Below are 20,264 nucleotides of genomic sequence, written 5' to 3'. Positions count from 1 at the left end.
CACCGCAAACGAATTGACAGCGCGTGTCACCCCGATGAACGATCGAAACCGTTCCAGCGTGAGAATCGATCCGTCGCGCTTTTGGCCGCGAGCGCCAAGAGAGAACTAACGAGATGGCCCGCTATCACATCGAGACCTACGGCTGCACGGCCAACCGGGGTGAGAGCCGCCAGATCGAGCGGTCGCTCCGCGACGGCGGCCACCACCCCGCCGACGGCCCCGAGGAGGCCGACGTGGCGATCCTCAACACCTGCACCGTGGTCGAGAAGACGGAGCGCAACATGCTCCGCCGGGCCGAGGAACTCGACGCCGAGACGCCAGCCGATCTGGTCGTCACCGGCTGTATGGCGCTGGCCCAGGGCGAGGAGTTCGAGGCGGCCGACCTCGACGCCGAAGTCCTCCACTGGGACGAGGTGCCCGAGTACGTCCGGAACGGCGAGTGCCCGACGACGACGCCCGACACCGAACCGATCCTCGACGGCGTCGTCGGCATCCTCCCCATCGCGCGGGGCTGTATGAGCGACTGCTCGTACTGCATCACCAAGCACGCCACCGGAAAGATCGACTCCCCATCGGTCGAGGAGAACCTGGAGAAGGCCCGCGCACTGGTCCACGCCGGCGCCAAGGAGATCCGCGTCACCGGCCAGGACACCGGCGTCTACGGCTGGGACGAGGGCGAGCGCAAGCTCCACGTCCTCCTGGATCGGATCTGCTCGGAGATCGACGGGGAGTTCCGGGTTCGGGTGGGCATGGCCAACCCCAAGGGCGTCCACGGCATCCGCGAGGAACTCGCCGAAGTGTTCGCCGAGCACGACGAACTGTACAACTTCCTGCACGCGCCCGTCCAATCCGGGAGCGACGACGTGCTCGGGGACATGCGCCGCCAGCACCAGGTCAGCGAGTACGTCGAGGTCGTCGAGACCTTCGACGACTATCTCGACGAGTGGACGCTCTCGACGGACTTCATCGTCGGCTTCCCCACCGAGACCGACCGCGACTTCGAGCAGTCGATGGCCCTGTTGCGCGAGACCCGCCCGGAGAAGATCAACGTGACCCGCTTCTCCAAGCGGCCGGGCACCGACGCCGCCGACATGAAGGGGCTCGGCGGCACCGTCAAGAAGGAGCGCTCGAAGGCGATGTCGGAGCTGAAGATGGACGTGATGGACGACGTGTACGAGTCGATGGTCGGCGAGGTCCGGTCGGTGCTGCTCACGGAGGACGGCACCGACGACTCGCTGGTGGGCTACGACCGCGCCTACCGGCAGGTGGCGATCCCCGACGCACAGAACCAGGGCGTCGAACTGGGCGACACCGTCGACGTCGAAGTCACTGGCCACAACACCGTCTACGCGCTGGGCGAACTGGCCTGAGTCGCCGGACGAACTGGCCCGAGTCGCCGCGACCGAAAACCGTTTTCCGACACGGGTCGACCCCGGTGACGTGACCGACGTGACCGTCGAACGCGACGTGGTCTTTCGCCGTCCGCCCGACAGAGCGGCGCCGCTGGAACTGGACGTGTACGAACCGGGCGACGGCGGCGCGGACCGCCCGGCCGTCGTCGTCTCCCACGGCGGCGCCTGGATCGAGGGCGAGAAGGGCCAGCTCGAAGCGCTCGAACGCGGCCTCGCCGAGCGGGGCTACGTCTGCTTCGATGCCAACTACCGCCTGAGCGGCGAGGCGACCTTCCCGACGCCCGCCGAGGACGTGGCTGCGGCGGTCCGCTACGCGAAGGGCCACGCCGCGGAGTACGGGATCGACCCCGACCGGATCGCGACGACCGGCCACTCGGCGGGCGCGCACCTCGCGGCGCTGGTCGCCGCCGCCGACGGCGGGTTCGACCCCGCGGACGCGACCCTCTCGTCGACGGTGGCGGCGGCCGCGCCGATCAGCGGGGTCTACGACCTGCGCGACCGCACCCCGGAGACGGCCAACGACCTCGAACGGCAGTTCCTCGGCGGCGGTCCCGACGAGGTGCCCGAGCGCTACGAGCGCGCGTCGCCGGCGGCCCACGTCGACGAGGCGACGCCGCCGACGCTCGTCCTGCACGGCGACGACGACGACCTCCTGCCCGCCGACGGGGCCCGCGAGTACGCGCGGACGCTCGCCGCGGCGGGGCGGCCGGTCGAACTCGGTGTCCGCCCCGGCGGCGGCCACGGCATCGTCGTCGAACCCGAGGACTGGCGAGCGCGAGGGATCGAGACGGTCGCCGACTTCCTCGACCGCCGCCTCTGACCGGCCGGTGACCGCCTCCATCGCGCGGACGGTCGGCGGAGACGCGCGAGCGGGGCGGTCGGGGGAGTGTAGCTATCCCGCACGGAGCGGCCACATAACTGCGGACTACGCTTTTGCACCGGTCGTCCGAACCTGCCTTCGTGGGTCTTACAGCCTCGCTGACAGACGCGCAGCCGGTGGCACCCGCGGGCGTCACCGTCGATATGGTCGTGGTGGGGCTGGTGGTCGTCGGTGCGGTCGTCCTGTTCGTGACCGAGTGGCTCCCGGTCGACGTGACCGCGATCGCGGTCATGGTCACGCTGATCCTCCTCGAACCGTGGACGGGGATCTCGCCGAGCCAGGGGATCTCGGGGTTCTCGAGCCCGGCGACGATCACCGTGCTCGCGATGCTCATCCTGAGCGCGGGGATCAGTCGGACGGGGCTCGTCCAGATCCTCGGGCGGCGGATCGCCGCGTTCGCGGGCGACCGCCTGGATAAACAGTTGCTCGCGACGATCGGCGTGGCGGGGCCGGCGTCGGGGTTCGTCAACAACACGCCCGTCGTCGCGGTGCTGATCCCGGTCGTGACGGAGGTCGCCAACGAGGGGCACACCTCGCCGTCGAAACTGCTGATCCCGCTGTCGTACGCCTCGCAGTTCGGCGGGATGCTCACGCTGATCGGCACCTCGACGAACATCCTCGCGAGCGACACCGCAGCGCGGCTCTCCGGGCAGTACCCCTCGCTGCGCGCGTTCGGCTTCTTCGAGTTCACGGCGCTGGGCGTCGTCGTCTTCCTCGTCGGGTCGGCGTACCTCCTGACGGTGGGCCACCGGCTGCTCCCCGAGCGGGTTCCGCCGGCGGAGGACCCCGTCGACAGCTACGGGGTGGCCGACTATCTCGCCGAGGTCGACGTGAAGCCGGGGTCGGACCTCGTCGGGCGCCGGCCCTCGGCGGTGGCCGAGCGAGCGGGGAACCCCGTGGAGGTCGTCCGTCTGGTCCGCGACGGCGAGGCGCCGGTGAACCCGGCGGTCGACGACCGGCTCGAAGCCGGGGACACGCTGCTGGTCCGGACCGGCGACGAGGCGCTCGCGGCGCTCGCGGCGGCGGACGAACTCGCCGTCGCGCGACCGGCCGACGCCGACGAGGCGCTGGCGACGCCCGGCTCCGAGGACCGCCCGGTCGTCGAGGTGGTCGTGCCGACGACCTCCTTCCTCGTCGGCGAGACCATCCGGAGTTCGTCGTTTCGACGGCGCTACGACGCGACCGTCCTGGCGCTGCGCACCCGGGGTGACACCGTCAGCGAGCCGCTCCGGGACCTGACCATCCAGGCCGGGGACACGCTGCTCGTCCAGGCCCCGCCGCGGACGCTCGACCGGCTCGGTCGGTCCCGGGAGTTCGTCCCCGTCCGCGAACCCGCCGAGCCCGACTACCGGACCGAGAAGATCCCCCACGCCGTCGCCATCATGGCGGGCGTCGTCGGGTTCGTGGCGGTCCCGTGGGCCGCGCTCGGGGGGTGGCTGGCCGCGCTCACCGGGGTCGGGGGGCTCGCGATGCTGGCCGGCCTCCAGCAGGACATCCTCGTGACGGCGCTGGCGGGCGTGGTGGCGATGGTCCTCGCCGGCGTCCTCGACGCGGGCGAGCTGTACGACTCGGTGGACTGGAACGTGATCTTCCTGCTGGCGGGCGTCATCCCGCTGGGGATCGCGCTGGAGGAGACCGGCGCGGCGACGCTGCTCGGGGCGGGCGTGGCCGCGGCCGCCGCCCACCTCCCGGCGCTGGTCGTCCTGTGGCTGTTCTACATCGTCACCGGGCTGATCACCGAGGTGATCAGCAACAACGCCAGCGTCGTGTTGATGATCCCGGTCGCGGCGGCCGCGGCGACGGCGATCGGTGCCGAGCCGTTCTCGTTCGTGCTCGCGGTGACCTTCGCCGCGTCGACGGCGTTTCTCGGCCCCGTCGGCTACCAGACCAACCTGTTCGTCTACGGCCCCGGCGGCTACAAGTTCGTCGACTACGTCCGTATCGGCGCGCCGCTGCAACTGCTGCTGTCGGCGGTGACCGTCGGCGGTCTCGTCCTCTTCAGGGGGATCTGACGGTGATCGGACGGATACTGCTCCCCGTCGACGGCAGCGCGGAGAGCCTTTCGAGCGGGGTCAGTCGTTCTCGGCGCCGAACCCGCCGAATCGTCCGGCGAGGGACTACCCCTCGCTCCGGTTCCCGGCCTCGCGATGCACGTCCGAGAGGTCCTCGACGGAGGGCGCGTTGACGACCGTGACCGTCTCGTTGTCCACCCGCAGTCGGAAGGCGTCGCCGAAGCCGGTCCCCTCCTCGATGCGCCAGGTCCGGTCGCGGCCGTCGACCCGCTCTGCGCCCTCGATCTCGAGCAGTTCGCGGTAGCCGTCGGCGAACTCGCGGGCCTCGGCGGGCGAGTCCCAGGCCGTCCGGAAGACGTAGCCGAACTCGGTGACCGGCGTCGACGGGTTCCGGTAGACGACCAGCCGGTCGCCGTCCCAGCCCGCCGAGTAGGGCGTGCTGTAGTTGTACGGGTCGAGGCTGTCGTTCGAGGCGAAGAAGTCGCTCGCGGGGACGACCGAGACCTGCCCCTGCGTGGCGACCGCGGGGCGGACGAACATGCTCGCCAGGCCGGCCTCGCCGACGCGGGCGTAGTTCGGTCGGTCGCCTACCCGCAGGCGCTCCCAGCCGGCGCCGCTGCGGTCCTCGATACTGACCGTCCGCGGCCGGTCCTCACCGTACAGTTCCGGGTGGATCGTCTGCTCGGTGCTCGCCGGCGGGTCCTCGTAGAGGTCGTTGACCCGCTCCCAGCCGCCCCGCTGGCGGAACTCGTTCACGAACGCGGGGCCGTCGCTGTAGGGCTGATAGCGCAGTAGGTACGGCCCGACCCGCGGGAGCGAGCCGGCGCCGCCCTCGTTCGGTCGGGCGGGCGGCGCGAGACAGGTCCCGTTCCAGGCGCCCCCGCAGCGCCGCTCGTACAGGTGTTTGACCAGGTTCGCGTCCCCTTCGACGAGGCCGTCGATGGCGTTGTGGGCCTCGCGGGTCGGCCGCTCGAACTCCGAGAGGTCGAAGTGCTGGTCCTGCAGGGCGTGGGTGAGCTCGTGGGCCAGCGTCGTCTCGTCGACCCGGACGCCGTCGCCGTCGCTGACGAGGACGATCCGCCCGCGGATCGACGAGTAGAAGCCGCCGACCGACGCGGCCGTGCCGTTCCGGCGGACTTCGACCGCGTCCCGGGACTCGTTTATCATGAACAGCGCCTCGAACTTCGCGTTGGTGAGCACGCGGCGCTCGGTGGAGGTGCTGCGACCGCGCTGGGCGCCGGCGAACCGCGACTGGGAGATAACCGTCACCGGGACCTCGCTCCGGAACTCCAGGCCGCGGACCCGCTCGACGCGGGCCATCGTCCGCGCGACCAGCGTCTCGCGCTCGCGCTCCGAGAGGCCGTCGCTCTGGTTCACGTCGATCGTCTCGTTGTACCAGTAGCCCCCTTCCCACCCGATGCGGTCGGTCTCGGGGTCCGAGCGGTTCTCGACCATCGCGTCGTCGGCGTCACCGCCGGCGGCCGTCCCGTTCGGCGCCGTCCCGGGCGGTGTCGCGGTCGCCGTTTCGGCCCCCGGCGTCGCCGTCTCCGTCGGTCGCGTCGTCGGCGCCCGGTCGGTCGGTTCCGCCGTCGCCGGTGCCGGTCCACCCGTCGGCGATGTCGGTTCCGCCGTCGACGACGGTGCTCCCTCGGTCGGCGACGCCGGGTTCGCGGCGGGACCCGCCCCGCCCAGGAGGCCCGAACAACCGGCGAGCAGCGCCGCGACCGCGATCGTCACCGTCGCGACCGTCCTGCGTTCCATGTGATCCGTCTCGGCTGCGACACCGAAAGGGGCGGACCCGGCATTTGCGTGCCGTCCGTTCCGAGACCGGGGGACGGCGACGGCCGCGGAAGGGGGACCGGGGTCACCACTCCGAAAAGTATCGCCCGTGGAAGCCGAACGGGACGGCGTGGGGCAGCGGTGCCCGCGCGCGCTCCCCCAGCGTCTCGCCGTCGAGCACCAGGAGATCGGTCCGCTCCTCGTTCGTGTTCAGCGCAGTCACGAGGACGACGCCCTCGTCGCTGGGTCGCTCGGCGTCGGGCGCGCGGACGAACACCGGCTCCTCGACGAACAGGCCCGACTCCTCCCAGCGCCGCGAGTCGCCCGACTGCACGTCGACCTTCGCGACGTGGTTACCGTCGCGCTCGGCGGCGCCCTGGGCGTAGGCGTAGCGGTACGACTTCGTCCGGTCCCCGCGGGCGACCCGCGGGAGTTCCAGACCCTCGTAGCGCGACTCGCTCGTCACTCGACCGCCGCCGAGTGGGATCCGGAACCGCCGGAGCTGGCCGTCCTGGCCCGATTCGAACCAGTCCTCGGCCGCCGAGAGGTAGAGCCCGTCGACCACGTCGGCGTCCGGGTAGGCCACCAGGTCGACGACGAGTTCGCCGGCGTCGGCGTCGCCGGTCGGTTCGCCGGCTGCGTCCCCCGATCCGGCCTCGAAGGCGTTGACGTGGTGGAAGACGAACCAGGGGTCGGCCACGCGGGTCGCGACCACGTCGCCGGTGTCGCGGTCGACGACGCGGAACCGGGTGCCTCGCTCGGGCTCCCAATCGTAGTTGTCGACGAAGCTCTCCGACCCGGGCAACAGGAAGGATGCGGGGTTCGTGACGAACGGGTGTTCCGTGAGGACGACGTACCGCTCCGTGAGCGCGAAACTGTGGACGTACGCCGGGTCCCTGGCGGGCAGCGTCGCGATCCGCTCGCGCGAGCGCGAGCCGTCGGGGAGCCGGTAGAGCGTGTACTCGCTGGGCCGACCGAAGGCGGTGAGGAGGCCGACCGTCTCGCCGCGGTGGGGGTCGGGGACGACGTGTGCGCAGTTGATGTGCCCCGTGAGCGCGTCGGCGAAGGCGAACTCGCCGAGCGTCTCCAGGGTCTCGGGGTCGCAGTTGAGAAATCGCGGGACTTCGGTCATCGCGACCAGCGAGTCGCCGACGCGGGCGACGTGGACGTTGCAGTTGTCCGTCGGGTCGTCGAACAGCAACTGGCGCACCCGCCGGAGGTAGCCGCCGCCGGTGGCGAACTGCCCCGATATCTCGCCGGTCGCCATCGCGCGGCGGTAGGTCTCCGACCGGAGCGCCCGGTTGGTGTAGCGGACCGCGTCGCTGCTGCCCTCGAAGGAAAACCTGTGGACCATCGCCAGCCCGTCGAACCAGTGGGCGACGCGGTCGCCGCCGACCTCAAAGACGGCGGGGCCGTTGCGGACCAGCGCGCCGTCGAGCCAGTCGGGTAGCGTGCCCTCGACGGCGAGCGAGCGGTCGCTCACCTCGTCGTCGAGCGTCGAGAACCCCAGTTCGAAGCCGGCCTGCATCGACATACCGGCCGTAGGGCCGCCGGGGGGTAGTGGCTGGCGGTGGGACGCCCGGGGCTACTCCTTCTGAGAGCGCCAGCGGTCGTCGGCCAGCTGGTCGACCTCCTCGTCGGGCTTCCACTCGTCGAGTTCGCGCGGGTCGACGTGGACGAACACGTCGTCGACCTCCGGGAGGTCGCGGATGGAGTCGACCACGGCCGACTCGATGTCGTGGGCCTCGTAGAGCGTCCGCTCGCCCTGGACCTCGATGTGGAGCGACACGTCGATCTCCGGGCCGACGTAGTGGGCAATCACGTCGTGGGCGCCCTCCACGTCGGGGTGTTCGAGCGCCCGGCGGATGATCTCGCGACGGAGGTCTTCAGGCGGCGCGCGCCCGAGGAGGTAGCCGAGGTTGTCGCGGACGACCTCGATCCCGGTGTAGACGATGCCGACGGCGACGACCATCGCGGCCAGCGGATCGAGGACGGGGTAGCCGGCGCCGGCGCCGAGGACGCCGACGATAGCCGCCGAGGCGGTGAGGATGTCGTTGCGGTTGTCGACGGCGGTCGCGGTCAGCGCCGGCGAGTTGTGCCGGTCGGCCGCCGCCAGCACGTACCGGTAGAGCGCGAACTTCGCGACGGCGGCGACGACGAGGACGGCGACCGCGGTCGGCCCCCGCGAGACCGTCACGTCGCCCGACAGCAGCGCCGTGGCGGACTGATAGAGAACCGTGCCGCCGGCGACGAAGATGCCGAGCGCGACGAACAGGCCGACGAACGGCTCGATGCGCTCGTGGCCGTGAGGGTGTTCGAAGTCCGGCGGCCGCGTCGTGAGGTAGAGTCCGGCGACGGTGACCAGCGAGTAGACGGCGTCCGAGGCGCTGTTGATCGCCTCGGACTGGACGGCGAGGCTCCCCGTCGCGACCCACGCGCCGCCTTTCAGCAGCGCGAGGGCGACGTTGGCGACGAGCAGCAGGATCCCCACCCGCCGGAGCACCCGCGACCTGTCGTCGGTCATCGTCGGTGGTTGACCGCGCCGGGTGAAAGCGGTGTCGGGACGGGGGCTCGGCTCACTCCCCGAACGCGAGCCGAACCGCGCTGTCTTCCCCGTCGACGGTCGCGCCGTCCTGATCGGCGAACGCCTCGCGGAGACGGTCGTATGTCTCGTCGACGGCCTCGACGATGACCTGGGTGTCGGAGACGACGGGCATGAAGTTGGTGTCGCCCTCCCAGCGCGGGACGACGTGGGTGTGGAGGTGGTCGTCGATGGAGCCGCCGGCGGCGCCGCCGCCGAGGTTGAGCCCGGCGTTGTAGGCGTCGGGGCCGATCCCGTCGTCGAGCGCGTCGAAGGTCCGCTGTTTCAGCCGGGCGTGGTCGAGCAGCGTCTCGTCGTCGAGATCGCGGTAGTCGCCGGTGTGGTCGTGGGGGATGACCATCACGTGACCGGGGTTGTACGGGTAGTTGTTCAGGAGGACGAACGCGCGCTCCGAGCGGGCGACGACCCGCCGGTCGCGGTCCTCGGCGGGGTCGCCCTCGGCGAAGGCGCAGAAGACGCAGCCGTCGATATCGTCGTTGCCGCCCTCGCGCTCGACCCACTCGATGCGCCACGGGGCGAAGACCTGGTCCATGCCGGCCCTGCGGGGCCGTCCCACTAAACCCCGACGGGCTCGCGTTCACCGCACGGGACCGTACCGATAATAAAACCTATTGACCGGGGCGAAAGATGCGGGAGGTATGTCGCCCTCCCTCCAGACGCGACCCCTCCGGGCGGCCGCGGCGGCGTTCGTCGCCGGTGCCGTGGCCGTCACGCTGTTCGGCGTCCTCGTCGCCGGCGACCCCGTCGACCGAGCGGCGCTCGGCAGCCTCGGCTACGCCGTCGGCAGCGCGATCGGCGTCTACATCGCCTACGCCGGGCCGGACTGGTGATCAGAGCTCGCGTTCCAGCACCTGCCCCCACGCGTCCAGTCCCTCGGACTCGTAGAACGACCGTCCGTCGTCGTTGCCCGCCCGGCACGCCAGCGACAGGTGCGCGCAGTCGCGCTCGCTGGCCCACTCGGCCAGCCGGTCGAGCAACTCGCCGCCGAGCCCCTCGCCGCGCCGGGGCTCGTCGACGACGAAGTCGTGAACCCACAGGTGCCGTTCGTGGTGGAGCACCCGCTGGATCGAGACGCCCGCGACCGCGACGAGCGTCTCGCCGCCGCCAGTCGCCTCCGACTCGGCGTCGGCACCGTCGACCTCGTACAGTCCGAACAGCCGGTAGTCGTCCTCCTCGCGCCACTCGCGGACGAACGCGTCGTCGGCGTGGTTCCACAGCTGCCGGAGTATCGGGACCGCCTCGTCCCACTCCTCGTCGGTCGCGAGTTCCCTGACCTCGGTCGCCATGGGCGGGTGGTGACCCGCCCGCGAAAAAACGCTTGCTCGGGCGTGCTATCGCGACACAAGCTATCACCGGGGGAACGGCTTTGGACGGGTCGGGAGTATGTCGCCCATGGGACTGCTCGAAGCGATCCTGGTGTTCGCCGTCGGTTACGTCTGCGGCGCGGTCACCCGTATCTTCGCGGGAGTCGCCGCGATCCTGGCGCTCGTCCTGGCGATCCTGGGGGTCGCGCTCCCGGCGTCGATCGTCGGGATCGCCGACCCGATCCTGGGGGTGTACTTGGGCAACGAACTACTCTTCCTCTCGGGCTTTCTGTTCGCCATCGCGCACGACCCGGCGGGGGAGACGAGCGAGGACTGAGGCGGCCAGCGGGGGCCGGCGACGATGGGGGCCGACAGCGGCCGACGCTGGCCGACGGGGCTCACCTACGAATCCACCGCCCGGGCGGCCGGTGGCTCAGTCGTCGCCGTGCTCCGCGCCGAACCGGAGCAGGCCGGGATAGTCGGCGATCAGACCGTCGACGCCGGCGGCCGAGAGCCGCTCGGCCTGGTACCAGGTGCCGATGGTGTAGACGTTCACGTCCCGGCCGGCGTCGTGGGCGACGGCCAGGAGATCCGTGTCGGACCACTCGGAGCCCTCGGTGTAGTACTCGTCGGCGTAGAAGGGCGTCCCTTGGACCATGTTGTACGGCGGGTGGATCGCCTCGGCGTCGTACGCCTCGGCGATGGCCAGCCCGTCCTCGATGGAGTCCCACAGCAGCGGCGCCACGGGGTAGTCGGACGCCTCGCGCGTCGTCGCCAGCGCGGCCTCGTAGAACGACGAGAAGAGGACGTCGTTGTGGTACTCGTCGACGATGTCGAGGACGTCGTTCACGAACGGCCGCCAGATCGCGGCCTGGGCCTCCAGGTCCGCCCCGGAGAGGTTCGCGGCGAACCGGAGGTCGCCGGAGCCGGGGTTCTTGAGTTCGACGTTCACTCCGATGTGCCGCGGGATAGCGTCGAGCACGGTCGACAGCAGGGGGACGGTCTCGCCGCTTTCGAGCACCTCCGCGTCCGTGACGGTCTCGGTGTCGGTCTCCCAGACCAGCCCCTCCGCGTCGGTGAGTCCGCGCTCGCCGCCGTCGCGACCGGCGAGCCGGTCGTCGTGGAACACGACGACGTCGCCGTCCGCGGTGGCCATGACGTCGATCTCGATGCTCTCGGCCGCCCGGGACCGGGACCGCGGCGACCGCGCGCCGCGGGCCGCTCGCCGCACCGCCCCGACGGTGTTCTCGGGGTACATCCCCGCGAACCCGCGATGGGCGATCAGGTCCGGGAACTCCTCCCTGCGCCCGCCGCGACGACCGCGGCCGTCGTCGGTCCGCTCCCCTTCCTCGTCCCCGTCGTCAGATTCGTCGTCCTCGTCGTCGGGCCGTCCCCCCGCCGCGGCGACCCCGGCGGCCAGCCCCGCGGCCGACGCGCCGACGCCGCTCACGAACGCCCGCCGCCGCATTCCCGCCGCCGTCGTGTCCGGATGCCCTGTGCGTCCACCGTCGCGGTCCGTGTGTGCCATTGCAGGCGGACCGTGCAGCGCTCGGCGGAAGACGGTGTATAATTGATATCAATAAATCTATGGGTCGATCGGTGCCGGACGTAGTCGTCCGGACGCGCGACACCGGGTGGGGGTCGACGGCGGCGATCCGGGCGGGCGGTCGGAGGCGGAGTCGGTCGGACGGGGTCGCGGATCTCAGACCGTCGGTCCGTCCACGTCCTCGTCGGCGGCCTCGCGCCAGGAGTGGTCGGGCTCCCAGCCGAGCAGGTCGGCGGCCTTCGCGTTCGAGATCGAGGCGTCGTCGCCCGACAGGTCACACGGTTCGGGCACCGAGCCGAACTGCTCCTCGAACAGCTCGGTCGTCTCCCGGTCGCCGTAGTTCTCGTCGGCGACGGCGAAGACGGCCTCGTGGCCCTCCACGTCGGCCTCCAGCGCGGCCGCGACGATCGAGGCGATGTCGCGCACGTCGACGTAACTCCAGAAGTTTCCGACGCCCTCCGCCGGCGGTTCGTTGCCGAGACAGACGTACTCGCCGGGGTACTGGATCCACGAGGGGCGGATCGAGACGACCGGCACGTCGTGGCGTCGGACCGTCGTCCGGGCGAGCGCCTCGCCGGCCTCCTTGGACGCGCCGTAAGGGTCCTCCGGCCGGAGCGGGTGTTCCTCGTCGATGGGGAGATAGTCCGGCGCGGGCGTCTCGGCTGCGAAGGGGAACCCGAGCGCGCTCTCGGAGGAGGCCCAGACGACGCGGGCGTCGGCCCGGCCCGCCGCTTCGAGGACGTTGTACGTCGAGACGATATTGTTCTCGAAGACTTCGCCGCCGGGGTGGTCGAGCGGGTCGGGGATCGCCGCCCAGTGGACGACGGCGTCGGGGTCGAACGCGCCGACGAGGTCGAACACGTCGCCGCGGTCGGTGAGGTCGGCGACCCGCACGTCGACGTTCCCGCGCTCGCTCTCGGCGAAGCGCTGGTCGACGCACATGACCTCGTGGCCGTCGTCGGCCAGTCGGTCGACGATCCATCGGCCGGAGCCACCGAGGCCGCCGGTGACGAGTACTCGTGACATGACCGATCCGACGGTCTCGCCCGGGATAAACCCGGAGAAAGCGGATCAAACGGGGACGAGCAGGACCGGGACGGCCCGCGTCTCCAGCACCGCCTCGGTCATGCTCGGCAGGACGAACTCCTCGACCGCGCCGTGCTCGACGTCGCCCATCACGACGTAGGTCCAGTCGCGGTCGGCGTCGGCGGCCACCTCGGCGAGCCGACGCTTCGTCGAGGGGCCCGCCTCGTCGTCGTCGGCGCTCTCGACGGCGACGCTCGCGTCGACTCCGGGAGCCGTCCGGTCGAGCACCGCCTCGACCTCCGAGCGCACGTCGATCGACTCGCCCACCAGTTCCCGGAGGTGGTAGACGTGGAGGTCGTCGCCGGTCTCGCGGGCCCGCTCGGCGGCGAATTCGAGCACCGATTCTCGGCCCTCGCCACCGTACGCGACGAATATCGTGCCCATGTGCCCTGTCTACCGGCTCCGCGTCGTCACTTCGCAGCCGTCTTCGGTCACGATGATCGTGTGTTCCTTCTGGCTGACCATCCGGCCCTCGTCCTCCTTGAGCACGGGGTAGCCGTGGACGATGTCCTGGCGCTGGAGCCGTCGCAGGGCCATCTTCGGCCGGCGAACGTCGAGCCAGCGGGCGGCAAAGGGCAGCGTCCGGAACTCCTCGGTGATCTGTTCGAGGGCCTTCCGGGCGGTGCGGTCGCGGACCGACCCCTCGCGTTCCAGCGCGAAGATCTCTTCTTGACTTCCCTCCTGGACCTTGCCGCCGCCGTCAGTGGCGAACGGCTCGACCGCGACCACGTCGCCGACTTCGAGTTCGACGCTCTGCTCGACGGCCCGGTTCGGGATGTTCGGCGTCGTGTGCTGCTCCCAGTGGCCCAGCCCGTGGCCGGTGAGATTGACGACCGGGTTGTAGCCGTACCCCTCGATGGTCTCCTCGATGACGGCGCCGAGTTCGCCCGTCCGGACGCCCGGCTCGACCACGTCGAGCGCCGCGTCGAGCGCCTCGGCGGCCGCCTCGGTGAGTTCGGACTCCCCGGCGAGGTCGACGGTGACGGCCGTGTCGGCGAGCCAGCCGTCGATATGGACGCCGATGTCGAGTTTGACGAGGTCCTCGCCGATCTCGCGGTCGTCGTCGGGGCCGGCGGCGCCGTGGGCGGCCTCCTCGTCGACGCTGACGTTGACGGGGAAGGCGGGCTCGCCGCCGAGTTCGCGGATGCGGTCCTCGGCCCACTCGCTGATCTCCAGGTAGCCCGTCCCGACCTCGCACCGCTCGGCGGCCTCGTCGCGCACCTGCGCGAGGATCTCGCCGGCTTCCCGGCACTTCTCGTACTGCTCGGAGTCCAGATCGACGCTCATGGCTCGCGGTTTGCGCCCTGCGGTCAAAGGGTTTCTGTGTCGCGGGGCGGCCCGGTGGTCGCCGCGGACGCGGTCGACGTGGACGCGGTCGACGTTGACTGGGTCGACGGGAGGGCCGTGCCGGAGATTCCGGTTGAAATAGATTACGGCCGGCCGCATCGCCTGCGGTCGGCCGCCACGGCTTATCCGCTCGGCGGTCGAACCTCCGGCTATGACGCCTGCCCTCCCCAGCGGTGCGGTATCGGTCGCGCTCGGCGGCGCGCTCGTCGTCGTCGGGTACCTGATCGCCGCCCGCGGCTGGACGTTCCTGATCGCCGGGTTCGACCGCACGTCCGCCGCCGATCCCGACGCGGTCGGCGACGTCGTCGGCAACGCGGTCATCCGGGTCGGCCTCGCCGTGGCCGTCGTCGGCGGGGCCACCGGCGCGGGTTACGTGCCGGACGAGGCCAACTTCGCGCTCGCCGCGGCGATACTCCTCGTCGTCGCGCGGCTGCTCTACCGCGTGAACGTCGTCCTCCCGCGCCAGCGCGCGGAGGGCAACGGCGCGTGACCGGTGCGTGCCCGGAACCGAGCGCCGTCGGCGGTCGCCGTCGACCCGGGTGAGCGCCCGGTATTTAGTGAGCCCGCCGCCCACGTCCCGACCGTGAGCGCGGACGACGAGGTCGAGTCGGTCGCGACCCTGCTGGCGGACGACACCGTCCGGTGTCTGCTTCTGGCGACCCGCGAGGGACCGCTGTCGGCCGCGGAGATCGCCGACCGCTGCGGCGTCTCCGAGACGACGGTCTACCGCCGGATCGAGGACCTGGCGGCTCGCGACCTCGTGGTCGAACACACGGAACTCGACGACGGCGGCCACCACAGCACCTACGAGGCGACGCTGGACCGGGTGACCGTCGACGTGACCGACGACGGGTTCGAGGTCGCCGTCGAGCGCCGCGACAGCATGGCCGACGCGTTCACCCGACTCATCGAAGACCTATGACACCGCTATTGCCACCGCCCGCGACCGCGTTCGCGTCGCTCCCGCTCCAGAGCAGTTTCACGTGGGCCGAAGTCGCGTTGCTCGGCGTCGACCTGACCTCGGCGCTGGCCGGCGTCGTCATCAGCTACATCGCCTACCAGGGGTACCGGCGCACCGGCAGCCGCGCGATGGCGTTCGTCGCCGTCGGTTTCGTGCTGATCATGGTCGTCCCGTGGCTCGGATTTCTCGCCACGCTGGTCGCCGGCTCCTCGCCCCCGTTCGAACTCGCCGTCGGCGCCGTCTCGGAGGTGAGTCAGCTGCTCGGCACGCTCGCCATCCTCTACGGGATCCGCCTGGAGACGCGGACCTGACCCCGAGGGTGCTCCGGCCCTCACCCCTCTCGCGCCGTCTGCATCGCCGGGCTGTTGTACGCCTCGCCCGCCCCGCCGTCGGCGTCCATCACGATTATCCCCGCGTCGCCCTCCGCGGCGTCGTCGAACTCGTCGATCGCCAGCCGCGCGGCCGCCTCGGCGTCGGCCCCTCGCTCCAGCAGGTCGACCGCCCGCCGGGCCAGCCCCTCGCGGGCGATGTCCTCGCCGGCGCCGGTCGCGCTCGCCCCGCCCGCCTCGCTGGCGTAGAAGCCCGCGCCGACCTGTGGCACGTCGCCGACCCGGCCCGCCAGCGCGAACCAGCGCCCGCCCGTGGAGGTAGCAGCGGCAATCTCGTCGCCCGCCCGGGCGACCGCGCCGACGGTGTCGTGGTCGTGTGGGTCAGCTCGCGGCGGGTGGTCCCCGGCCTCGGCGTCGCTCTCGTCGCCGCTCGCGTTTTCGTCGCTCGCGAACCGATCGCGGACCCACTGCAGATGAGCCTCGGGGTCGCCGGTCGGCGGTTCGGTGTCGCCCCACCGCTCGCGGGTGCGGTCGGCCCACAGGTCCAGGCCCGTCTCGACGCCGACCGCGTGGGCGAACGCGACCGCCCGCTCGCCCGCGAGCATGACGTGGGGGGTGTCGGTCAGGACCGCCCGGGCCACCTCGACGGCGTGGCACACCTCCGGCATCGCGCCCGCCGCCCCCACGTCGCCGTCGGCAGTCATCAGTCCAGCGTCCGTGCGGATCATGCCGTCGCTCTGGACGGCGCTGCCGACCCCCGCGTTGAACGACGGGTCGACTTCGAGGACGCGCACCGCGGCGCAGACCGCCGCGACCGGGTCCGATTCCTCGGCGCCGCGGGCGACGGCCTCGTCCAGCACTGCCTGGCGCTCGGCGGGCTCGTCCGGCGGCGACCCCGCCCCGCCGTGGGCGATGAGTTGCATGTCTGGTGGTGCCGCGCCCGGCGGCATAAGTTCGGTGTCCCGCGATCAGGAGTTGTGTGCCCGAGAACCGACGGCGACGCAGTCGAGACTGCGAATCGTGTGGACGCTACCGCAGCCGCGAACGGAGTGACCGGTTCCGTGACCGCAACAGCCCACAGCACCGCCGGCTCGATCGTGACCGCAGACAGCGTGAAAGCCCCGCCCGTCTCGACTCGGGGGCTTCGCTGCGCTCCTCACTCGCTACGCTCGTTGCGGTGCTTGCGTCAGCCGCCGTCGTCGAGACGGCCGCCCCTTTCATTCCCACCCGCTCAGACTGGCCGGTCAGCCGACACGGGTGGGAATGAAAGGGGCGACGCGTTCGGCGAACCCGGGCGACGCTAGCACGCGACCGAAGGGAGCGCGCGCAGCGAGCCCCGGGAGCCGAACGCGTCGGGGCTTTCACGCTGTTTGCGGTCGCCGTCGGTTCGGTCGCTGTGGATGTGGTCATTATCGAGTCGATCGCCGCCGGTCAGCAGACGCACCGTCTCCACCCTCACTCCCCGTCGAGTTCGACGGCGGAGACGTGGTCGAAGGTGGCCTCGCAGTAGGCGCCGATCATGGTCGAGCAGGCGGCGAGGCCGCCGCAGACGGGGTCGTCCAGATCGACCGAGCGCTGGTCGACGGCGTGCCACTCCTCGCGGTCGGGAGAGACGAAGACGGTGACGCGGTCGCCGGTCCGCTCGACGGCGAACCACTCGAAGTTGCGCTCGCCGCTCTCCAGCAGTTGCGCGCGGGTGGGCTCGCCGTCGGCGGTCCGCCAGCACACCTCCGTGCGGCCGTCGCCGGTCCGGCCGACGTAGCCGAACGTCGCCGACTCGCCGGCGTCGTCGCGCAGCATCACCCCGGCCTTGCTCCGGTCGGCGGGCGCGGCGAACTCGTCGAGACGCGCCTCGACGCGGCAGGGGCCGCGGATCGAGGCCCACCGGAAGTGACACTCGTTGACCCGTCCGAGGAGGTTGTCGCCGGCCGCCCGGAGCGTCCAGCGGTCGACCGACTCGTCGTGGGAGGACTCCCCGGCGTTGAGCACCCGTCCCACGTCCCGGCCGGTCGTCAGCGGCCGCGCCCGTCCGGTCCCCGGGATCGGGTCGGGGTCGGTCACCAGCAGGACGTTGCCGAACTCGAAGCGCGCGCCCCCGTCGCGGCTCTCGTCGATCCGGAGGTCCCAGCCGTGGGTGTCGGCGACCTCCGAGACGATGGCCAGATCGGCCCCGGTCGCGGCGGTGTCGTAGCCGGCTTCGAGCAGCTCCTCGCGCTCGTCGTCGGGGACGGCCGGGCCGTCGTCGGCGACGAAGAAGCCGTCGTCGGTCGAGCCGACGCGGACGGTCACGTCGGGGCCGGCGCGCTCCAGACAGCGCTCGAAGCAGTTCTCGAACAGCGGTTTCAGCTGGAGGCGATTGGTGTAGAGGACCGTCTCCGGCGGGAGCTCGACCTCGAGCGTCGCCGCGGCGGTGGCGACCTCGTCCCAGACGACCTGGAGGAACGAGCCGACCTCGACGCCGCCGACGGGGGCGGGCGCGGTGCCGCTGGAGGCGGCGAGTTCGCTCACGTCCTCGACGAGTTCCGCCATCCGGTCGAGGGCGTCGCTCACCCGCTCGGCGGCCTCGGGGTCGCCCTCGCGGGCGAACTCCTGGTAGGCCATCGCGACGTGCAGCGGGTTGCGCAGGTCGTGGGCGACGAAGCTCGTGAAGTCGTCGAGCCGGCGGTTCTGCGCCCGAAGGTCGCGTATCTGGCGCTTCTCGTCGGTCACGTCCAGCGTGACGCCGACGAGCCCGCGGGTCCGGTCGCCGTCGCGCCAGGGCACTTTCGTCGTGCGGAGCCAGCGGCCGGCCTCGGGGGGGCCGTGGCACTCCTCGCGGTCGCGGATCTCCTCGCCCTCGTCGATGACGAGCCGGTCGTCGCCCAGCGCCTCGACCTTCGCCGCCTCGTCCCAGGAGTACAGCTCCCAGTCGGTCTTGCCCACGGCCTCGACGGGGCTGGGCGCGCCGTGTACGTCGGCCATCTTCAGGTGGCGCGCCCGCTCGTCTTTGACGTAGATCGGCAGTTCGAGCTCCGAGAGGACCGCGTCGAGCATGTCGCGGTCGGTCGCCGCGCGGTAGCGCCTGTCGTGAGTGGTCAGCGCCTCGGCGACCGTCTCCAGCAGATCCTCGTGGGTCGAGGCGGCCGGATCGCCTGAATGGGGGAGGTACGCGAACGCGCCGGCCCGCGTCGTCGCGCTGGCGAGCGATTCGTCGCCGTCGGCGGCGTAGACGACCACCGGGAGGTCCGGGTGCTCGTCGGCGACGGCGGCGACGCAGCCGACCGGGTCGGCGAGCGTATCGTCGACGACGAGACAGCCGACCGACTCGTCGTCGGCGAGTCGGTCCAGCGCGCTCGCGGGGTCGGCGACCGCGACCGCCCCGACCGCGGGGTCGGTGTCGGTCGCCGCCGCCGCGCGGACGACGTCGCTCGTCACCGGCGAGGGGAACGACCACCGCTCGACCGCGCTCGCGACCGCGTCGCGCAACGCGTCGTCCCCCGCCACCACCAGCACCGTCGACGGACCGCGCAGGTACTTGCTCACCGCGTCACCCCCGATAGGCGCCCGTTCCCCAGTCTCGCTGATAAATCTTCCCCCGGGGCGCGGGGATCGTCGACACACCCCTCGGGCATCGTCGAAATGTCGTTCGACGATTCCGAACAAATTCGGGCAGCGGGCGGGTTCGTTCCGGCGGATCGCCCTCAGAGAAAACGGCAGTCCTTTAGGCCCGACCGTGGAAGGGCGGATTATGGGATTCGAGTACGACAAGGTTGAGGTTCCGTCTGACGGAACGCCGATTCAGGTCGTCGACGAGGACGCCGACGAACTCGACGTGCCGGAGAACCCGATCGTCCCGATCATCCACGGGGACGGCATCGGGAAGGACGTGGGGCCGGCCGCACAGAAGGTGCTGGAGGCCGCCGCGAACGCCACGGGCCGAGAGATCTCCTGGATGCGCGTCTACGCCGGCGAGTCCGGCCGGGAGAAGTACGACGAGAACCTCCCCGACGACACCGTCAACGCCATCGACGAGCACCGCGTCGCCATCAAGGGCCCGCTGACGACACCCGTCGGCGCCGGCTTCCGCTCGCTGAACGTCGCCCTGCGCCAGACGCTCGACTTCTACTCGAACGTTCGGCCGACCTACTACCTCGACGGCGTCCCGTCGCCGATGAAGTCGCCCGAGGAGATGGACATGGTCACCTTCCGTGAGAACACGGAAGACGTCTACGCCGGCATCGAGTGGGAAGAGGGCACCGAGGAAGTCGAACAGGTCCGCGAGTTCGTCGAAGACGAGATGGGCTTCGACGACGTCATGCACGACGGCCCGATCGGCATCGGTATCAAGCCGATCACGGAGTTCGGCTCCAAGCGCCTCGTCCGGAAGGCCATCGACTACGCCATCGAGCACGACCGCGACAAGGTCACGCTCGTCGGCAAGGGGAACATCATGAAGTTCACCGAGGGGCAGTTCACCGAGTGGGGCATGGAGGTCGCCGAGGAGGAGTACCCCGACGAGGAGGTCTTCGCCGCCCCCGACTCCCTGTGGGAGACCCAGGACGAGATCGACATCCCCGAGGACGCCGTCATGGTCGAGTCGCGACTCGCCGACGCGATGCTCCAGTGGATGCAGCTGCGCACCGACGAGTTCTCCGTGCTCGCCATGCCGAACCTCAACGGCGACTACCTCTCCGACGCCGCCGGCGCACAGATCGGCGGCCTCGGTATCGCGCCCGGCGCGAACTTCGGTGACGCCCGCGTGCTCGCCGAGCCGGTCCACGGCTCCGCGCCGAAGCGAGCCGGCCAGAACATGGCCAACCCGACCGCGATGACCCTCTCCGGCCGCCTGATGTTCGACTACATGGGCTGGAAGGACGCCGCCGACCTCGTTCGCGACGCCGTCGAGGAGACCATCTCCTCGGGCAAGGTCACCTACGACCTCGAACGACAGCTCGACGACGCCGAGAAGCTCGGCACCGACGAGTACGCCGACGCCATCGTCGACAACATCGAGGAACTGGCCTGAG

At 71.2% G+C, this 20,264-nt stretch carries 21 protein-coding genes; 9 read left to right on the top strand and 12 right to left on the bottom strand.

All coding sequences use genetic code 11. The features are described 5' to 3' along the window. The first annotated feature begins 113 nt into the window (after positions 1–113). From HZS54_RS01475 to HZS54_RS01465, 3 genes are all read left to right on the top strand, one after another. Positions 114–1,370 (top strand): tRNA (N(6)-L-threonylcarbamoyladenosine(37)-C(2))-methylthiotransferase, encoded by a 1,257-nt coding sequence (locus HZS54_RS01475; RefSeq protein WP_179920206.1) that lies wholly within the window; start codon positions 114–116, stop codon positions 1,368–1,370. 70 nt (positions 1,371–1,440) lie between these two features. Then, positions 1,441–2,232, top strand: coding sequence for an alpha/beta hydrolase (locus tag HZS54_RS01470; protein ID WP_179920205.1), 792 nt, complete (start codon positions 1,441–1,443; stop codon positions 2,230–2,232). A gap of 140 nt (positions 2,233–2,372) precedes the next feature. After that, complete coding sequence (locus tag HZS54_RS01465) at positions 2,373–4,304, top strand: SLC13 family permease (RefSeq protein ID WP_425484369.1); 1,932 nt, start codon at positions 2,373–2,375, stop codon at positions 4,302–4,304. A 105-nt stretch (positions 4,305–4,409) separates the two neighbouring features. On the opposite strand, the gene HZS54_RS01460 is transcribed toward HZS54_RS01465, so the two are convergent. The 4 genes from HZS54_RS01460 to HZS54_RS01445 form a co-directional block, all read right to left on the bottom strand. Further along, a complete protein-coding gene (locus HZS54_RS01460) occupies positions 4,410–6,065 on the bottom strand; it encodes an Hvo_1808 family surface protein (RefSeq protein WP_246391749.1) in 1,656 nt (551 codons plus the stop codon). Between the two features lie 103 nt (positions 6,066–6,168). Then, on the bottom strand, positions 6,169–7,617 hold the full coding sequence (locus HZS54_RS01455; RefSeq protein ID WP_218927112.1) for a carotenoid oxygenase family protein: 1,449 nt from the start codon (positions 7,615–7,617) through the stop codon (positions 6,169–6,171). 51 nt (positions 7,618–7,668) lie between these two features. Then, positions 7,669–8,607: a cation diffusion facilitator family transporter gene (locus tag HZS54_RS01450; RefSeq protein ID WP_179920204.1), complete on the bottom strand. Its 939-nt coding sequence runs from the start codon at positions 8,605–8,607 to the stop codon at positions 7,669–7,671. A gap of 52 nt (positions 8,608–8,659) precedes the next feature. Next, complete coding sequence (locus tag HZS54_RS01445; protein WP_179920203.1) at positions 8,660–9,217, bottom strand: HIT family protein; 558 nt, start codon at positions 9,215–9,217, stop codon at positions 8,660–8,662. Positions 9,218–9,323: 106 nt separating this feature from the next. Between HZS54_RS01445 and HZS54_RS01440 the strand changes: the two genes are divergently transcribed. Next, entirely contained in the window at positions 9,324–9,515 is a 192-nt protein-coding gene (locus tag HZS54_RS01440; protein ID WP_179920202.1) for a hypothetical protein, read from the top strand. On the opposite strand, the gene HZS54_RS01435 is transcribed toward HZS54_RS01440, so the two are convergent. Next, positions 9,516–9,971 carry a GNAT family N-acetyltransferase gene (locus HZS54_RS01435; protein ID WP_179920201.1) on the bottom strand — a complete coding sequence of 152 codons (456 nt, stop codon included), beginning with the start codon at positions 9,969–9,971 and terminating at the stop codon, positions 9,516–9,518. It lies immediately after the preceding gene. 106 nt (positions 9,972–10,077) lie between these two features. On the opposite strand from HZS54_RS01435, the gene HZS54_RS01430 reads away from it, so the two are divergent. After that, on the top strand, positions 10,078–10,326 hold the full coding sequence (locus HZS54_RS01430; RefSeq protein WP_179920200.1) for a hypothetical protein: 249 nt from the start codon (positions 10,078–10,080) through the stop codon (positions 10,324–10,326). A gap of 96 nt (positions 10,327–10,422) precedes the next feature. Here HZS54_RS01430 and HZS54_RS01425 read toward each other — a convergent pair whose 3' ends face one another. The 4 genes from HZS54_RS01425 to map all read right to left on the bottom strand — a co-directional run bounded on the left by HZS54_RS01425 (position 10,423) and on the right by map (position 13,908). Then, a complete protein-coding gene (locus HZS54_RS01425; protein ID WP_179920199.1) occupies positions 10,423–11,517 on the bottom strand; it encodes a glycerophosphodiester phosphodiesterase in 1,095 nt (364 codons plus the stop codon). A 174-nt stretch (positions 11,518–11,691) separates the two neighbouring features. Continuing rightward, the gene (locus HZS54_RS01420) at positions 11,692–12,561 is read right to left on the bottom strand and encodes an NAD-dependent epimerase/dehydratase family protein (RefSeq protein WP_179920198.1); all 870 of its coding nucleotides are present in this window, start codon (positions 12,559–12,561) and stop codon (positions 11,692–11,694) included. Positions 12,562–12,606: 45 nt separating this feature from the next. Beyond that, a complete protein-coding gene (locus HZS54_RS01415) occupies positions 12,607–13,005 on the bottom strand; it encodes a universal stress protein (protein WP_179920197.1) in 399 nt (132 codons plus the stop codon). Positions 13,006–13,014: 9 nt separating this feature from the next. Next, positions 13,015–13,908: a type II methionyl aminopeptidase gene (map, locus tag HZS54_RS01410; protein ID WP_179920196.1), complete on the bottom strand. Its 894-nt coding sequence runs from the start codon at positions 13,906–13,908 to the stop codon at positions 13,015–13,017. Positions 13,909–14,119: 211 nt separating this feature from the next. Between map and HZS54_RS01405 the strand changes: the two genes are divergently transcribed. The 3 genes from HZS54_RS01405 to HZS54_RS01395 all read left to right on the top strand — a co-directional run bounded on the left by HZS54_RS01405 (position 14,120) and on the right by HZS54_RS01395 (position 15,240). Next, positions 14,120–14,458, top strand: coding sequence for a DUF3784 domain-containing protein (locus tag HZS54_RS01405; protein WP_179920195.1), 339 nt, complete (start codon positions 14,120–14,122; stop codon positions 14,456–14,458). Between the two features lie 93 nt (positions 14,459–14,551). Next, positions 14,552–14,890, top strand: coding sequence for a winged helix-turn-helix domain-containing protein (locus HZS54_RS01400; protein WP_179920194.1), 339 nt, complete (start codon positions 14,552–14,554; stop codon positions 14,888–14,890). After that, on the top strand, positions 14,887–15,240 hold the full coding sequence (locus HZS54_RS01395) for a DUF7521 family protein (RefSeq protein WP_179920193.1): 354 nt from the start codon (positions 14,887–14,889) through the stop codon (positions 15,238–15,240). The genes HZS54_RS01400 and HZS54_RS01395 overlap by 4 nt, the downstream gene beginning before the upstream one ends. Positions 15,241–15,260: 20 nt before the next feature. On the opposite strand, the gene HZS54_RS01390 is transcribed toward HZS54_RS01395, so the two are convergent. The 3 genes from HZS54_RS01390 to HZS54_RS01380 form a co-directional block, all read right to left on the bottom strand. Beyond that, positions 15,261–16,181 carry an isoaspartyl peptidase/L-asparaginase gene (locus HZS54_RS01390; protein ID WP_179920192.1) on the bottom strand — a complete coding sequence of 307 codons (921 nt, stop codon included), beginning with the start codon at positions 16,179–16,181 and terminating at the stop codon, positions 15,261–15,263. Positions 16,182–16,558: 377 nt separating this feature from the next. Then, the gene (locus tag HZS54_RS01385) at positions 16,559–16,711 is read right to left on the bottom strand and encodes a hypothetical protein (RefSeq protein ID WP_179920191.1); all 153 of its coding nucleotides are present in this window, start codon (positions 16,709–16,711) and stop codon (positions 16,559–16,561) included. A 2-nt stretch (positions 16,712–16,713) separates the two neighbouring features. Then, entirely contained in the window at positions 16,714–18,780 is a 2,067-nt protein-coding gene (locus HZS54_RS01380) for a PAS domain-containing protein (RefSeq protein WP_179920190.1), read from the bottom strand. 205 nt (positions 18,781–18,985) lie between these two features. Between HZS54_RS01380 and icd the strand changes: the two genes are divergently transcribed. After that, positions 18,986–20,263 carry an NADP-dependent isocitrate dehydrogenase gene (icd, locus tag HZS54_RS01375; protein ID WP_179920189.1) on the top strand — a complete coding sequence of 426 codons (1,278 nt, stop codon included), beginning with the start codon at positions 18,986–18,988 and terminating at the stop codon, positions 20,261–20,263. Position 20,264 lies beyond the last annotated feature (1 nt).

Source organism: Halosimplex pelagicum, assembly GCF_013415905.1.
GTDB classification, from domain to species: Archaea; Halobacteriota; Halobacteria; order Halobacteriales; family Haloarculaceae; genus Halosimplex; species Halosimplex pelagicum.
The sequence above is the reverse complement of the archived record's forward strand: the minus strand, read 5'-3'. Positions and strand labels throughout refer to the sequence as shown.

Bases quoted from the DNA above. Each gene is read 5' to 3' on its own strand.
- HZS54_RS01475 (WP_179920206.1), top strand. From the start codon at position 114: ATGGCCCGCTATCACATCGAGACCTACGGCTGCACGGCCAACCGGGGT.
- HZS54_RS01460 (WP_246391749.1), bottom strand. From the start codon at position 6,065: ATGGAACGCAGGACGGTCGCGACGGTGACGATCGCGGTCGCGGCGCTG.
- HZS54_RS01455 (WP_218927112.1), bottom strand. From the start codon at position 7,617: ATGTCGATGCAGGCCGGCTTCGAACTGGGGTTCTCGACGCTCGACGAC.
- HZS54_RS01450 (WP_179920204.1), bottom strand. From the start codon at position 8,607: ATGACCGACGACAGGTCGCGGGTGCTCCGGCGGGTGGGGATCCTGCTG.
- HZS54_RS01445 (WP_179920203.1), bottom strand. From the start codon at position 9,217: ATGGACCAGGTCTTCGCCCCGTGGCGCATCGAGTGGGTCGAGCGCGAG.
- HZS54_RS01440 (WP_179920202.1), top strand. From the start codon at position 9,324: ATGTCGCCCTCCCTCCAGACGCGACCCCTCCGGGCGGCCGCGGCGGCG.
- HZS54_RS01435 (WP_179920201.1), bottom strand. From the start codon at position 9,971: ATGGCGACCGAGGTCAGGGAACTCGCGACCGACGAGGAGTGGGACGAG.
- HZS54_RS01430 (WP_179920200.1), top strand. From the start codon at position 10,078: ATGGGACTGCTCGAAGCGATCCTGGTGTTCGCCGTCGGTTACGTCTGC.
- HZS54_RS01425 (WP_179920199.1), bottom strand. From the start codon at position 11,517: ATGGCACACACGGACCGCGACGGTGGACGCACAGGGCATCCGGACACG.
- HZS54_RS01420 (WP_179920198.1), bottom strand. From the start codon at position 12,561: ATGTCACGAGTACTCGTCACCGGCGGCCTCGGTGGCTCCGGCCGATGG.
- HZS54_RS01415 (WP_179920197.1), bottom strand. From the start codon at position 13,005: ATGGGCACGATATTCGTCGCGTACGGTGGCGAGGGCCGAGAATCGGTG.
- map (WP_179920196.1), bottom strand. From the start codon at position 13,908: ATGAGCGTCGATCTGGACTCCGAGCAGTACGAGAAGTGCCGGGAAGCC.
- HZS54_RS01405 (WP_179920195.1), top strand. From the start codon at position 14,120: ATGACGCCTGCCCTCCCCAGCGGTGCGGTATCGGTCGCGCTCGGCGGC.
- HZS54_RS01395 (WP_179920193.1), top strand. From the start codon at position 14,887: ATGACACCGCTATTGCCACCGCCCGCGACCGCGTTCGCGTCGCTCCCG.
- HZS54_RS01390 (WP_179920192.1), bottom strand. From the start codon at position 16,181: ATGCAACTCATCGCCCACGGCGGGGCGGGGTCGCCGCCGGACGAGCCC.
- icd (WP_179920189.1), top strand. From the start codon at position 18,986: ATGGGATTCGAGTACGACAAGGTTGAGGTTCCGTCTGACGGAACGCCG.